Source organism: Mycobacterium sp. E3251 (assembly GCF_001666835.1).
GTDB lineage: Bacteria > Actinomycetota > Actinomycetes > Mycobacteriales > Mycobacteriaceae > Mycobacterium.
Genome location: NZ_LZJF01000201.1, coordinates 1 through 15,008 on the forward strand (window position 1 = coordinate 1; position 15,008 = coordinate 15,008).

Annotated in this window: 13 protein-coding genes; 7 read left to right on the top strand and 6 right to left on the bottom strand. The window is 65.4% G+C overall.

Going from position 1 to position 15,008, the window contains the following annotated elements:
* The first annotated feature begins 613 nt into the window (after positions 1-613).
* The 6 genes from A5697_RS25990 to A5697_RS26015 all read left to right on the top strand — a co-directional run bounded on the left by A5697_RS25990 (position 614) and on the right by A5697_RS26015 (position 7,522).
* Complete coding sequence (locus tag A5697_RS25990) at positions 614-1,834, top strand: GlxA family transcriptional regulator (protein WP_255396034.1); 1,221 nt, start codon at positions 614-616, stop codon at positions 1,832-1,834.
* Positions 1,835-2,076: 242 nt separating this feature from the next.
* Positions 2,077-2,940 (top strand): alpha/beta fold hydrolase, encoded by an 864-nt coding sequence (locus tag A5697_RS25995; protein ID WP_082953601.1) that lies wholly within the window; start codon positions 2,077-2,079, stop codon positions 2,938-2,940.
* A gap of 99 nt (positions 2,941-3,039) precedes the next feature.
* Positions 3,040-3,999 carry an alpha/beta fold hydrolase gene (locus tag A5697_RS26000; RefSeq protein ID WP_082953602.1) on the top strand — a complete coding sequence of 320 codons (960 nt, stop codon included), beginning with the start codon at positions 3,040-3,042 and terminating at the stop codon, positions 3,997-3,999.
* Entirely contained in the window at positions 3,894-4,943 is a 1,050-nt protein-coding gene (locus A5697_RS26005) for a 2-hydroxy-3-oxopropionate reductase (RefSeq protein ID WP_082953603.1), read from the top strand. Before A5697_RS26000 ends, A5697_RS26005 begins: the two co-directional genes overlap by 106 nt.
* A 143-nt stretch (positions 4,944-5,086) precedes the next feature.
* Entirely contained in the window at positions 5,087-6,283 is a 1,197-nt protein-coding gene (locus A5697_RS26010; protein ID WP_369806154.1) for a cytochrome P450, read from the top strand.
* A gap of 21 nt (positions 6,284-6,304) precedes the next feature.
* Positions 6,305-7,522 (top strand): CaiB/BaiF CoA-transferase family protein, encoded by a 1,218-nt coding sequence (locus A5697_RS26015; protein ID WP_067950944.1) that lies wholly within the window; start codon positions 6,305-6,307, stop codon positions 7,520-7,522.
* Between the two features lie 107 nt (positions 7,523-7,629).
* Here the strand turns inward: A5697_RS26015 and A5697_RS26020 are convergent, their stop codons facing one another.
* From A5697_RS26020 to A5697_RS26045, 6 genes are read right to left on the bottom strand one after another with little or no spacing between them, the layout of a single operon-like run.
* Positions 7,630-8,823 carry an acyl-CoA dehydrogenase family protein gene (locus A5697_RS26020; RefSeq protein ID WP_068012625.1) on the bottom strand — a complete coding sequence of 398 codons (1,194 nt, stop codon included), beginning with the start codon at positions 8,821-8,823 and terminating at the stop codon, positions 7,630-7,632.
* A gap of 14 nt (positions 8,824-8,837) precedes the next feature.
* A complete protein-coding gene (locus A5697_RS26025) occupies positions 8,838-9,896 on the bottom strand; it encodes an acyl-CoA dehydrogenase family protein (RefSeq protein ID WP_067950946.1) in 1,059 nt (352 codons plus the stop codon).
* Positions 9,897-9,898: 2 nt separating this feature from the next.
* Positions 9,899-10,729, bottom strand: coding sequence for an amidohydrolase family protein (locus A5697_RS26030; protein ID WP_068012627.1), 831 nt, complete (start codon positions 10,727-10,729; stop codon positions 9,899-9,901).
* A complete protein-coding gene (locus tag A5697_RS26035) occupies positions 10,710-12,377 on the bottom strand; it encodes an acyl-CoA synthetase (RefSeq protein ID WP_068012628.1) in 1,668 nt (555 codons plus the stop codon). Before A5697_RS26035 ends, A5697_RS26030 begins: the two co-directional genes overlap by 20 nt.
* Before the next feature lie 11 nt (positions 12,378-12,388).
* A complete protein-coding gene (locus tag A5697_RS26040; protein ID WP_067950949.1) occupies positions 12,389-13,591 on the bottom strand; it encodes an amidohydrolase family protein in 1,203 nt (400 codons plus the stop codon).
* 30 nt (positions 13,592-13,621) lie between these two features.
* The gene (locus A5697_RS26045; RefSeq protein ID WP_068012630.1) at positions 13,622-14,464 is read right to left on the bottom strand and encodes an enoyl-CoA hydratase; all 843 of its coding nucleotides are present in this window, start codon (positions 14,462-14,464) and stop codon (positions 13,622-13,624) included.
* A 285-nt stretch (positions 14,465-14,749) separates the two neighbouring features.
* Here A5697_RS26045 and A5697_RS26050 point away from each other — a divergent pair, with 285 nt between their 5' ends.
* Positions 14,750-14,989, top strand: a complete 240-nt coding sequence (locus tag A5697_RS26050; RefSeq protein ID WP_068012632.1) for a general stress protein CsbD — start codon at positions 14,750-14,752, stop codon at positions 14,987-14,989.
* Positions 14,990-15,008 lie beyond the last annotated feature (19 nt).

Sequence of the window (15,008 nt, forward strand, 5' to 3'; positions counted from 1 at the left end):
GTCCCGCGGGGCACAGCTGCACCACGCCAGCTGCGACGTCGGTCTGCGCGGCAACGGCCTCGCCCCTCCGGGCGGCGTGACTTGGAGCGCTCTACGCGGCGCACCACTGCTGCCCCGGGTTCGGCGCCATCACCCTTCGGCAACGTCCGCCCCGGCCGCCTGCAGCAGAGGCACAACGTCGCGCAGCCCCGGCACACACGGACACGCTTTCGCGCGCAAACATAAGCCATCAGAACCTCTGCGCTGCCGGGCCGCGATGACATGACCGGTGGGCCTGGGGAGGAACCACGGGGACCAGGGTGAGACGTAACTCGAAAGGGCTGGGCACACGCCGGAAATCGCGTGCTGCTCGACGGGCAAAGGCAAAGTTGTTGGCGACTATTCGAGGACGGGAAGCTCTCGCGCGATCGACCTGCCGCCCCCGGATCGGCGCACCCACCGACCGCGTCGAGATCGGCACCTGGGCACCCGCGCTCCCCGGCGCCGGCTCCCGGCGCTGCGCCGCCCCGGCTGAGCATCGGGATATGCCACCACTCACCACTTGCTGGCGGACCGATCGAATCGATCACACTCAAACACATTGCGGCACAGCCAAAGTGACCGGAATCACCTCATGGATCTCACTCTAGACCGAATCGAGCGGAGTTCCCCGCCCTCGGGCCCGCCGCGGCCGGGCGATCGCAGTCGACATCCGGCTGCGCTGACCTCTGCGCATCCGAAGTCACCGCCACTATTCGCGACGCCGGCAACGCATCAACTCCCGAGTCGGCGTGAGGACAGCGTCGCGATCGCGCGCGATGGGAGCGGCATTCAGTCCACCGGTGCTCGCCGCTTGGGCAGAGGCCGAAGCCTGCGCACCGTCGCGGTGCTGATGTTCAACGGGGCGTCGATGTTCGAGACATCGGTGCCGATGAGCGTGTTCGGCATGAACCCTGCCGGGGCTCCCACATTCACCGTGCTGCCGGTTGCCGGCGAAACCGGCCGGATGCGCACCAGCGACGGAGTTGGATTCGATCCACCGCATGGGCTCGAGGCCCTAGACCGCGCCGGGATTGTGGTCTTACCCGGCTGGCGCAGTCCTCATGACGCCCCACCTTCTGCGTCACTGGAAGCAGTCCGCACAGCACACGCCGATGGAGCCTTGATCGTGAGCCTGTGTATGGGCGCGTTCGTCCTCGCAGCCACCGGTCTGCTCGACGGCCGGCGGGCCGCCGCGCACTGGTTCCACGCACCCACGCTGGCAGCGCGGTATCCATCGGTTCACGTTGACCCCTCGGTCCTCTTCATCGACGACGGCGACATTGTCACCAGCGCCGGGACGGCAGCTGGTCTGGACGCCTGCCTTCATGTCGTGCGACGCCACTGGGGCGCCGCCGCGGCCACGGCGATAGCCCGTCATCTCGTCCTGTCGCCCGCACGATGCGGCAGCCAAGCACAGTTTGTCGATCACCACGTCCCCGCCCGGTCCGAAGACGTCGAACTGGGAAGGGTGATGGAGTACGCCATCGCTCATCTGCAGCACGTGGACATTGACGCGCTCGCCATGCGAGCCGGCCTGAGCCGCCGGACCTTCGACCGCCGCTTCCGGGTCCAAACAGGGGTCTCGCCGCTGCAATGGCTACTGCACCAACGGATCCTGCGCGCCCAGAATCTTTTGGAGCGCACCGAGCTGACCGTCGACGCCATTGCGCGACAGGTAGGTCTGGCCACCGCGGTGTCGCTCCGTCCCGCATTCCGGCGCATCGTCGGCGTCAGCCCCCAGGCGTACCGGCAAGCTTTCCGGACCGTCGACGCACATGCCGGTACTGACCGACAATGCGGGCTGACCAACTAGGTGGCGTCTCGCTGCGACTGCGAGCAGGCACCGCGGACCGCGTCCCTTCCGGCGGCTGACGAGCGTCCCGGCGGGCAAAACGAGTCAGAACGCGATCGATTCCAGCCAGCCGGCGATCTGACCTCGGGCCAGCTTTTACGATCACTACGGAGAGCCCCGAACCGGCTCCGGGTAAACCCTTTTCGGAGCAGCACCGTCGCGGATCGCGAGGCGCTGGTGCGCCGACAGGAAGGATTGGTTCCGTGCCCTACTCGAGCGAACACGACGGTTTCAAGCTCTACTACGAGCGCTCCGGGCAAGGTGTCCCGGTCGTCCTGATTCACGGCAACCCCGGCGACCACCGGGAGTACTCCAGGGTCATGCCGCAACTGGTGGAGCACGCCGATGTCACCGTGATCGACTTGCGCGGTTACGGCAAGTCGGACAAACACCTGAGCGATCCAACGGCCTACGCACTCAGTCGCCAGGTGGGCAGCGTCATTGCCCTGCTCGAAGAATTGGGTATCAGCAATGCCGTGCTGGGCGGATACGACATCGGCAGCTTCACCGCCCAGACGGTCGCATCGACCCGGCCCGATCTGGTGCGATCGCTGGTAGTCGCACCGCCCACCCTGGGCGTCGGGCGGCGGATTCTCGAAGAGGACGCGGTGAACGCGTTCGTGCACGCCATCTTCTACAAGTCGGAACTCGTCGAAGAAATCATTGACGGCAAGCCCGACGCCGTCCGCGCTGCACTCAAGGAAAACCTGGTGAACTGGTCGGCGCCCGGATCGACCGTCGTCGACGACCTCCTTGACCACCTAACCGAGAACCACTGCGCACCAGGGGCATTCCTGGCCGGCGTCCTGTGGTTCCGCAACCCTGAGGGCAATCCGATCACCTTCTACGCAAACGAGACGACGCCGGCACGGGAAGACAGGTTCGCCAAGCCCATCACCATCTTGTGGCCGGACCAGGACCCCCTGTTCCCGCAGGCATGGAGCGACACCCTGGATGACTTCTACGAAGACTTCACCCTCGAGTACCTTGACAACTGCGGCCATTTCAGCCCACTGGAGTCACCTGACATGTGGTCCAAGCACCTCCTGGAACACATCAGCCGGTGACCATCGGCCACACCGGAGTTCCGGTTTCGCACCTCGCATCACTCACGAAAGGGCCATTGTCATGAGATCGTCGGGTGCACCCGCCGAGCGGCACTGAACATGATCGACAACGCCCAACCCGGCGACCGCCCAAACCCAAAACAGACTGTCGCACAAGCGGACTCGCGCTGGTTCCCCGGATTCGACGCCGGTACCTTCGATACCGACGGAACGGCCATCTACGCCCGGTGGGGCGGCAACCCTGGCGGACCCGCACTACTGCTCGTGCACGGCTACCCCGAGACTCACCTGATGTGGCGCCACATCGCCGGCCGGCTGCGGGACCGCTACTTCCTGGTCATACCCGACCTCCGCGGCTACGGGGCCTCCGCCAAACCGGTCGGGTTACCCGATCACAGCAATTACAGCAAGCGGACCATGGCCAACGACCTCGTCGCGGTCGTGGATCAGCTCGGACGAGACTCGTTCTACCTCTGTGGGCACGACCGCGGGGCGCGCGTTGCGGCCCGCCTGGCGCTGGATCACCCACACCGAGTCAGGAAGCTGTCTCTGATCGACATAGCCCCCACCCTCGACATGTACAGGGCCACCAACCAAGAGTTCGCGACCGCCTACTTTCACTGGTTCCTGCTCATTCAGGCCGCCCCACTGCCCGAACTTCTCATCGGAGGCAACCCGGCCGCTTACCTGGCCATCGTGCTACGACAACTATCAGGCGGGAACGACGACTACCTTGAACGCGAGGTGATTGCCGAGTACGAACGCGCTTTCTGCACTCCCGAGACGCTGCACAGCACCGCCGAGGACTACCGGGCCAGCGCCGGCATCGACCTCGAACACGATCAACACAGTCGCGATCGCGGACATCGGATCGCCTGCGACACACAGGTTCTGACCGCCGAGAACGGAGCAGTGCATCGCCTGTTCGACGCTCACGCCCTCTGGCAAGCCCAATGTGCTGCAACTGTCACCACGACGACGCTGCCATCGGGGCACTTCATCCCCGAAACGCTGCCCGACGAGACCGCCGCCGCGCTATCGAGCTTCTTTCCCACCTGACGCGGTTCTGCCGCTCCGAATCGGTTGAATCAAAGAAAAGCGAGGTCGTAGTGAGTGCGGTCGCCTTCATCGGTCTCGGAATCATGGGCAGTCCCATGGCGGTCAACCTCGTCCGCGCGGGTCATCAGGTGACCGGATACAACCGATCGCGTCACCGAGTTTCCGACCTCGTCGCCGCCGGCGGTGTTGCCGCCGACTCCATCGCCGACGCGGTCCAGCACGCCGACATCGTCGCCTTCATGCTGCCCGACTCCCCCGACGTCGAAGCCGTGCTAACCGCCGACGGTGGAGTTTTCGAGACGGCCCAACCGGGTGCGCTGATCATCGACTTCTCCAGCATCCGGCCCGACGTCACACGCACGCTGTCCAGCCGGGCGCGCCAGCGCGGCCTCCGGATGATCGACGCCCCCGTTTCGGGCGGCCAGGTTGGCGCCATCAACGCCGAACTCTCGGTCATGGTGGGCGGCAGCCCTGAGGACTTCGCGGCGGCGCAACCAGTGCTGCAAGCGGTCAGCGCCCACGCCGCACTCGTTGGACCCTGCGGCTCAGGGCAGACGTTGAAAGCCGCCAACCAGCTCATCGTCGCGGGCAACATCCAACTTCTCGCCGAGGCGCTCGTCTTCCTCGAAGCGCATGAAGTGGACACTTACGCGGCGATCAGCGTCCTCAGCGCGGGCCTCGCCGGATCAGCGGTACTTGATCAGAAAGCCCACAACATGCTGAGCCGGTCTTTCGCGCCCGGCTTCCGCCTCGACCTGCACCACAAAGACCTCGGCATCTTCGCCGAAGCAGCCCGCAGCGTCGGCGCCATCAGCCCTGTCGGTTCCCTCGTTGCGCAACTCCTGGCCGCCGCCCGGGCCAACGGCGACGGAAGCCTCGACCACTCCGCACTCCTGCGGGGAGTTGAGCGGCTCTCCGGTCGCGAGGTAAGGGATAGCGCCTGAGTTCGCAATCCCCGGGCATCTCGGCAGTCGCCGCCACTCGCCCGGGCCACACCGGGCCTTGCCCATATTGTCTACTGTAAGAATTACAGTACGATCTTACGCAATGGCGTGCCCCGTTCCTGCTGGAGATGCTGGAGTACTACGTGACGACCGACGTTCGCAGCGCTGACGAGACGGTCAGCCTGCGTGACCCCTACCCGTTCTTCGCGCGAAAGCGCCGCGAATCCGGGGTGTTCCGCGGGACCGTGATGGACTATGCCAAGACGCCCGAGTCGCTCATGCCCAAGCGCGAGTACTCCGCGGTGTCCTTCGATGCGGTGAACACGGTGTTCCGGGACGGCCGGGTGTTCAGCTCCGCACCCTACGACAAGACGATCGGCCTCTTCATGGGGCCGACCATCCTGGCGATGGAGGGAAAGAAGCATCGCGACCATCGCAACCTGGTGTCCGCGGCTTTCAAGTCCAAGGCGCTGGCCCGCTGGGAGGACACCATTGTGCGGCCGATCTGCAACGCGCTGATCGACGAGTTCATCGCCAGCGGTGAAGCGGACCTGGTCCGGAACTTCACCTTCGAATTCCCCACCCGCGTCATCGCCCAACTGCTGGGGCTGCCGGCCGACGACTTGCCGATGTTCCGCAAGCGCGCCGTGCAATTGATCAGCTACCACGTCGACTACGAGCGCGCGTTCGAGGCGTCGGCGGCGCTCAAGGATTACTTCGTCGAGCAGATCGAAGAGCGCAAATCCCAGCCCACCGAGGACATCATCGGCGACCTGGTCACCGCGGAGATCGACGGCGAAAAGCTAAGCGACGAAGCCATTTACTCCTTCCTGCGGCTGCTGCTGCCGGCCGGGTTGGAGACCACGTACCGGTCATCGGGCAACCTGCTGTACCTGTTGCTCACCCATCCGGACCAGTTCGCCGCGGTGCAGGACAATTTGGAGCTGCTGCCGCGGGCGATCGAGGAAGGGCTGCGTTACGAGACACCGCTCACCACCGTGCAGCGGTTCACCACCGAGGACACCGAGCTGGAAGGTGTCGAGATTCCGGCACGTGCGGTGGTGGGCGTGTGCGTCGGGTCAGCGAACCGCGACGAACGGCGCTGGGATCGTTCGGAAGAGTTCGACATTTTTCGCGAGCACCACCCGCACATCTCCTTCGCCGCCGGTGAACACACGTGCCTGGGGCTGCACCTGGCGCGGCTGGAGACCCGCGTCGCGGTCGAATGCCTGCTGGACCGGCTGACCAACCTCAGGCTGCTCACCGACGACGACCCACACATCCACGGCCAGCCCTTCCGTTCGCCGACGGCGCTTCCCGTGGCGTTCAAGGCGAAGTAGGGTCCGAAAATGGTAAAAGTCATGTCGGGCTTCCGGGTCCTCGAACTTGCGCAATTCACCTTCGTCCCCGCCGCGGGCGCCATCCTGGCGGATTGGGGCGCAGACGTTATCAAGGTCGAACACCCTCTGCGCGGCGATACCCAGCGCGGCTTCATCAACATGGGTGGCATCCAACTCGACCCGGAGCGGCACCCGCTGATGGAGCACCCCAACCGGGGCAAGCGCAGCGTAGGGATCGACGTCTCGAAGCCGGGCGGTCAGGAAGTGATCTACGAACTGGCCAAGACCGCCGATGTGTTCCTCACCAATTACATGCCGGCGCAGCGCCAGCGGCACAAGTTCGACGTGGAGCACATCCGCGCGGTGAACCCGGACATCGTCTATGCGCGCGGTTCGGCGTATGGGGACAAGGGCGCCGAGCGTGACACGGGCGGTTACGACGGGACGGCGTTCTGGACGCGCAGCGGCATCGGGTACGCGCTGACGCCCGAGGAGCTGGGTGGCGCGCTTGGGCAAGGCATTCCAGCGTTCGGCGACTCCATCGGTGGCATGTTCATCGCCGGCGGCATCTCGGCCGCGTTGCTGCATCGCGAGCGCACCGGCGAGGCCCTCGAGCTCGACGTGTCGTTGTTGAGCACGGCCTGGTGGGCGGCGGGAGCGAGCGTGACGCAGGGGATGGAGACCGGACAGGTGATGCGCACTCCCATGCCGGGCTCCGCCACCGCGATGTCGGTGAACCCGTTCATGGGCAACTACGAAACTTCCGACGGCGGCACCATCAACCTGTGCATCATCAGCCCGACCGGTCTGATCCGCGACACGTTCGAGCATCTCGGCATCCCCGAGACTGCGGACGATCCCCGCTTTTCGGATGTGCTTCCGCTGATACAGAATGCCAACGCGGCCGCCGAGCTGATCGCAAAGGCCTTCGCCGCCAAGCCTTTCGACTACTGGCGGCAGCACCTGAAGACGATGAAGGGCCAATGGGCGCCGTTCCAGAGCCTCCTCGACCTGGTCGATGACGAGCAGGCCCGTGCCAACGACATGATCAGCGAGGTCGAGCTCGCCAGCGGCGGGAAGCCTTTCCGCGTCGTGCGCGGCCCCGTGCAGTTCAACCACGAGCCGCTGGTCACCACGCGGGCCCCTCAGGCTTCCGAACACACCGAGATCGTGCTGATGGAACTGGGCATGGATTGGGACCGCATCGAGGAGCTGAAGGAGTCGGGAGCCATTGCGTGATCGCGCCGGCGACGATGCTTTGGGTGACGACCTGAGACTTCGCCGAACGTGCACTCAGGGCGAAGAATTGGCTGATTTCTCGCCCTGAGTGCACGTTCGGCGCGTTATCAACCCACCTTCTTGACCGGGGGTGCGTAAGCCGGCTTGCCCAGACCGAGCATGTACTGGGCGATCATGTTGCGGAACACCTCTAGCGTGCCGCCATAGATTCCCACCAGCGGGGCGAATCGGTAGGCGTATTCGGCGCTGCCGTCGTCGGCGGCCGCTTCGGTTCCGTATGGCAGCGCGGAGGCGGTCCCGAGGATGTCCATCAGTTCCGGGGAGATGTCACGCATTGTTTGCGCGATGGCGACCCGGCCGAAGATGCTCGGCGTGGCCAACGCCGTCTCCAGTCGGGCGACGCAGCGGCCCAGCCGGTATGCCACCGATTTGTCGTCGATGAGCCGGTGCCCGTCGCCGTCGGGCCGCGTCACACTCGCCGCGGCCTTGTCCACCGCCTGCGACAGGAAACCGGCCTGGTGCATCATGATTGAGGTGTCCTGCAGTCCGTCGGGGGCGGCGGCGACGGCACCGTGCTCGACGTTGAGCGGCTCGCGCAGAACGGTCCAGCCACCGTTCACCTCGCCCAGCCGATACTTGTCGTCTACCCGCACATCGCTGTAGTAGACGATGTTGGTCCGATCACCGTCCACCGTGCGGATGCCCTGGATTTCGATGCCCGGCGAATCCAGCGGCACCAGGAACATGGTCAGGCTCTTGTGCTTCGGCTCGTCCGGGGCGGTGTTGGTGATCAGGAAGACGTACTGACAGTTATGGGCGCCGGTGGTGAACATCTTGGAGCCGTTGATGATCCACCCGTCGCCGTCGCGCACGGCGCGGGTCTTACAAGTGGCGATGTCGGAGCCACCTTCGGGCTCGGTGTACCCCAGGCACAACCGGACCTCGCCGCTGAAGACTTTCGGTAATACCTCGTCGCGTACTTGCGGTGACCCGAATTTGGCCACCGAACGGGCCACCATCGCCGTCGTCCCCCAGGTCACCCAGGGCACGTGTGCACGCCGCTTCTCCAGCTCCCATATGCGCCGCCGCACCCGGGTGAAACCACCTTCGGATTCCGGTTTCCACTCGGCCTCCAAATAGCCTGCCGCGCCGAACTTCAGGTGCAGACCCTCGTCGAAATTGTCGCCCGTCTCGCGGTCCCGTCGCCTGATCTCCTCGGTCATATGGGTATCCAGGAAACTGCGTGCTTCGTCGCGGAATGCCTTGTCGCCGTCCGACAGTTCGACGCGGGAGAAATCCATGATGTCGCCCCTTCCTAGGCCGGCTGCGCCGCGCCCTCGCGGGCGGTCACTATCTCGGCGACCCGTTGCGCCGTGACACCAGGATCACCACCGGCCAGTGGCCATCCCCGGGCGCGCACCAGATACGCCGTCGCCGCGGCTTCGGACGAAACCCCGAGTCCGCCCTGGATGTGAACCGCCATGGTCGCCGCCTTGGCGGCCTCCTCGGCCATGAAAACGAAAGCAGAGGGGGCCAATTCGGGCCGCTCGTCGGGTTCATTGTCCAGAAACCAGGCGGCGCGTCGAGCCAGGTTCCGCCCACCCTGGACGGTGATAGCCATGTTCGCGAGGGGATGGGAGATCGCTTGCAGGGTGGAGATGGGCACGCCCAGCGTGTAGCGGGTCTTGGCGAACTCGGCCGCGATCGTCATGGTCTCCTCCACCAGCCCGACGAGCGCCGCAGCGACCAGCAACCGCCATTCGTCCAGCGCCAGCCGGTACGCCGCCACCGCTTCGCGTCCTTCGGCGACGACCGTACGGGTGTCGGCCGCGGTCGGGTCTACCCACGCCATCGGCAGCCGGCCGATGTTGTCGACCTTCTCGGGGCGGGTCGAGAAGGTCAGCCGCACGACTTCGTCGCCGTCGCGGACGATGATGTGGTCGGCGATCGACCCAGAGGGAATTAACCGCGGACCGCGTCCGGCGTCAAGGCGCGGGTCAAGCGCGGCCAGCTGTTCCCCCTCGGCCACTCCGGCGACCCCCTCACCCAGCGCGCCGAGGCGCCCCAGCAGGCGAGCGGTGCACACATGGTCGATCCATGGAACGGGTGCCAGGGACCGGCCAAGTTCTTCGGCCACCAACGTGAGATCGACCAAGGTGGCGCCGTCGCCGCCGCACGACTCCGGCAGTGCCATCGTGGTCGCGCCCATCCCGCACAACCTTTCCCAGAGGCTTTTGTCGAAGCCGGATGGCTCTGCGGCCCGTACGGTTTCGATCGAGCAGTGGGTCTTGAAGAACTGCTTGTAGGCCTCTTGCAGGGCCACATGGTCGTCGGACAGGCTGTAGTCCAGTCGGCGGAGTTCGAAGCGGTCCATCGTTACTCGTCCTTCCCGAAGAAGAAGTCTCGCGCGTTGTTGTATAGGTAGTTGTCCAGCACCTCGGCGGGCAGGTCAAGGGCACGGGCCTCGGGTATGACCCGGCGCATAGGCAACACCGGCCAGTCCGAGGCGTAGATCACTTTGTTGGGCCCACGGGTGCGCATGTAGTGCAGCAGGCTCTCTGGCAGCCGCTTGGGCGACCACGCCGACGTCATGAGGCGCAGGTTGGCGTACTTCAACAGCAACCGGATGGCCACGTCCCACCACGGGTCGGCGCCGTGAATCATGCACAGCCGCAGTTCGGGGAATCGCACGCACACGCGGTCCAGGTGCATCGGGTGCTGAACCTCCCCGGGTATCGGCGGTCCCGGGATACCGGTGTTGATGCAGAGCGGAAGGTCCAGTTCCGCGCACTTGGCGTAGAGCGGGTAATAGACGGCGTCGCTGGGCGGGTACTGGCCGTCGCCCCAAAAGCTCGGCCCGACTACGGCATACGCCACCGGCAACTCGCCCGAGATGGCGGTCAGTTCGCGCAGCGACCGCACCGGCCGCAGCAAGTTGGCCCCGCCCATGGCCAGCGCGAACCGGTCCGGCCTGGCTTCGACGAATTTGCGCGCAGTCGTGGACGGGTTGGCAAGCGAGTCCATCAGGATCGCCTTCTGCACGCCCTGTTCGTCCATCTCGGAAAGTAATTCGGAGAGGTCGACCGGGGCGAACATCGACTCGGGGCCCTTGAAGTAATCGTCCCTGACCTTGAGCATCCACGTCGGCTGAGATTCGGCTTCCCCGAAGTGGACGTTCACCAGGCAGTCAATCGCTTTGCTGTTCATGACTTCCTTCGGGCTCGGACGGGACCAGCGCGATCGCCGGAACGTGTTGAGTGGCTTGCTCTCTGGCCCAGCGGTAATTGGGCTTGCCATTCCCGAGGCGTTCGATCTGCTCGACGAAGATGTAGGCCTTGGGCGCCTTGAAATGCGCCAGCTGCGTCGTGCATGCGCCGTAGAGCGCGTCCTGAGTGAGGCAGGCGTCGGCGTGCGTTGCGACGAGCGCGACGACCTCTTCTCCCCACCGCTCGCTCGGGCGCCCTACGACCAGGGCATCGACGACGCCCGGCTGTGCTCGCAGCACTTCCTCGACTTCTTCGACGAAGACCTTTTCGCCGCCGGTGTTCACGACCAGCGAATCGCGGCCGAGTAGGCGAATGGTGCCATCGGGTTCGAGAGATGCCCGGTCGCCGGGGATCACCACCCGCTGTCCCTCGATCTCCGGAAAGGTCCGCTGCGTGGCCTCGACATCGCCGAAATACCCGAGCGGAATCCGGCCCGTTCGGGCGGCCCAGCCGACCTCCTGCTCACCGGGCCGTAGGAACCGACTCCGGTCGGCCGACACCACGGTCGCCCCCTCCCTGGGCTGGAAGGTCTCGCTGGCGTTCCCTTCACGGCTGTGTCCGAATGCCATGTTGCCGCTCTCGGAGGATCCGTAGCCCTCGATGATGGTGATGTGCGGCAGGCATTCCATCAGTGCGCGTTTGTGTTTCGCGTTGGTCGCGGCCCCTCCGGTGCCGATCGCGTTCAGCGAGGACAGGTCGTAAGAGCGCGCGCGCAGCTCGGCGATCAGCGGCCCGGCGTAGGCGTCGCCCACCATGGTCATCATGCCCACCTTCTCGCGTTCGGCGGTTTCCCACACCGACCGTACGTCCAGCTTGTTGCGGTCGTCGTAGAGCACCACCGGCAGGCCGGCGCAGAGCGCGGCGAAGGCGGTCCACATTCCGGCGGCGTGCATGAGCGGAGAGACGGCGAACCAGGGTTGCCCGCCCCCGGCGACTTTGTCGTGAATCTCGGTGACGCTGGCATGGTCGGCGCCCACCATCGACGACACGTACATGTCGCTCTGTCGCCACAACACACCCTTGGGGCGTCCCGTCGTTCCGCCGGTACACATCATGATGAGGTCATCCGGTGAGCCCGCGTCCTCGCGATCGGGGCCGGCGGCCGCCAGCACATCGTCGAACGAGATCGCCTTCGGCAGTTGGGGAACGGTACTGCCGTCGTCGACGGATATCAGCAACTCCGTGCCGGTCGGGGGCAGGACGTCGGCGAACCGGGCGCCGAGCGAGCGGTGGTAGATGATGCCTCGAGGGCGCACATAGTCGAGCAGGTCGCGGATTTCCCGCGGCGAGTAGTGGTGATTGACGTTGACCGGGACGGTGCGCGCCTTGAGGCATCCGATCACCATGTCGGGGTAGAGGTCGTTGTACATGATGAGCGCGATCCGATCCTGGCCGCACTCCCAGCGCTGCAACTCATCGCGCGGGGCGTAGACACCGAATCCCTTGCCCTCGAGGTAGTTCGCCAACCGGTTGGTGCGGCGCGCGGATTCGGCAAAGGTGCTTTTGCGGTCTCCGCACACCGTCATCAGGCGGTCGGGCACCACGTCGGCAATGGCGTCGAGAACGGCGCCCACGGTCCATTCACTCATCGTGCGGGCGGCTAGACGGCCGACGCGACGGGGACGCCGAGCAAGTCGAGGGCGTTGTCGCGCATCACTTTACGGACATCGTCTTCGCTGAAGCCGTTGAGCTCCTCGGCGAACGACACCGGCGTCTCGAGACCCTCGCCGTGCGGCCAGTCGGAACCGAACAAGATCTTGTCGATGCCGATGACATCGGCAAGCTCCACCAGGTCGTCCTCGTAGTAGGGGGCGATCCACACGTTGTTGCGCAACTGCTCCACCGGATCCTCGGGAAACTCGCGGGGCTGGGTGTTGGCCGCCTTCTTCAGCCGCTTGATCAGCCGATGGACGAAGTATGAGCCGTTCTCGATGCTGACCGCTTTCAATTTGGGATGACGGGTGAACACGCCGTGCACGATCATCGATGCCATCGTGTCGTGGATGGCGCGGTCGTCGAGGAGCACGTTATCCAGCGGGTCCTTCGCGCCAAACCCCTCGAACGTCGCCTTACCGCCCCACGCCGCCGCGATGTGCAGATAGCCGCTGTCGCTGAGGTGGAATCCGACCGGGACTCCGGCCTCGGCCAGCCGGGCCCAGACTGGGTCATGGCTGGGATGACCCAACGAGCGCGGTTTGACCAAACCGGGCACCGGCGCCGGGCGCACCAGCACCAGCTTGGCGCCGCGTCCCAGCACGAACTCCACCTCTTCGAGCGCCTTTGCCGGGTCGGCCAGCGAGACGATCGGTGCGGCAATGATGCGGTGGTCGGGCCGGTCGAAGCCCCAGTCCTCGTCGAGCCATAGGTTGAACGCGTGCACCGACGCCATCGTCGCCTCGATGTCGTGTTTGAGCGCCTCCTCGACCCCGCATGCGAAAGTCGGCAGCATGAACACCGTTTCGACGTCCTGTGTGTCCATCACCGCCACCCGCGCGTCGCGGTTCTGGTACTCCGGGTGGTCGGCGAGGCGCTCGACCTTCATCAGTGACGCCGGATCGACGCCTTCGGGAATCTCCCCGCGGAACAAGAGATCCAGGCAGCCGGGCACGATGATCGGGTCGAAGGTGGGATTGGGAACGAAATGGTTGACCCGACCCCCGATCACGGCCAAGGTGCGCTTGCCCTGACTGACCATCTGGACGCCGCGGCTCTTGAACGCCCTGTCGAGGTGCCGGGTGAAGGCGTCCAGGGGCTCGTAGTAGTGGTTGTCGACGTCAATCGCCTTGTAACCCAAATTGGCCATGATCTTCCTTTCCGGCGGTACCGGCGAGCGCTAAGCGTCGGTCGAGTCGAGCGAGGGGAACTGCGGGGGCCGCTTCTCGAGGAAGCTGGTGATGCCTTCGATGACGTCCGGCCGCGGCATCGCTTCGCGCAACAGGATTTCGGCGCGTGAGGTGGCGTCCACGACATCGCGCGTGGCGTCACCGTAGACCTGCCTCTTGATCACTTCCATGGACGCCGGCGAACAATTGCGGGCAATGTCCTCGGCGTATTCCAACGCGCGCTTCATCAGATCTTCGGGCGCGACCACCTCCTTGACGAGGCCGAGCTCGGCGGCCTCTTCGGCGAGGAAGGTGCGCCCGCTCAAAAGCAGATCCAGGGCGACGCCCCACGTGGTGAGGCGCGGCAGGATCCAGGAGATGCCGAACTCCGCGATGAGCCCGCGCCGCGCGAAGACCGCGGCGAACTTGGCGCCGGCGGCCGCGAACCGGACGTCACACATGAGCGCGTGGGTCAGGCCGATGCCGACGCAGGCGCCGTTGATGGCCGCAATGACGGGCTTGCGCAGCGTGGTCACGAAATGCGGTGGGTGTTCGCCGACCAAGTCGGCGAGGCTGGTTTGACTCGCCCTCTCCATCGTGTCGCCATAGGTGGGCGCGGAACTCGGCGTGCCCAGATACGCGCCGGCGCAGAAACCCCTGCCCCGCCCGGTCAGCACGATCACCCGGATGGCCGGGTCCTGTTCGGCGCGGTCGATCGCGGAGTAGAAGCCGGCGGCGATGTCTGGACCCCAGGCGTTGAGACGGTCCGGTCGGTTGAAGGTCAGAATCGCGACGCCGCTGCCGGTGGCCTCGTAGAGCACTGCGTCCTCGGAAGCGCCGTCGCTGCCGGACATCTCCCCCGGTACCTCCTCGTCGTTCGCATACCGGATTGCGCGATATTTTGTACGCATACTGTATACCTATCGGTACCGTTTTCCACAACCGCCGCCATGCCCCTGCGGACCCCGGCCGAACAGCGGATATCTGTCTACTGAAGCGCGCTCCTTAGCCGCGGAATATGGGCCGCCGATCGGCCCGTATCGCCCAGTGTGGCGAGCACCACGCCCACACCAGGTTTTCTTCGACCACCGATTTGGGAAAGCGAAGAAAGATACCCGATACCAGGGAGGGGAAACGCAATGGTTGACATCAAGAGTGGCCCGGTCGAGGCGGTCCAGGGCATCGTCGAGGCGGTCTTCGGCAAGGCCAAGGAGATCATCGGCACGATCATCGGCCGCAACGATCTAGTGAACGAGGGCCAGGCCCAGCAGGACAAGGCCGACGCCCAGCGCAACGCGGCCAAGAAGGAAGCCGCGGCCGAGAAGGCCCGGGCCAAGGCCAAGACGGCGGAGGCGCGCCAAAAGGCCGAACAGCAGTAAGGTACGAGGGGTGGCAAGG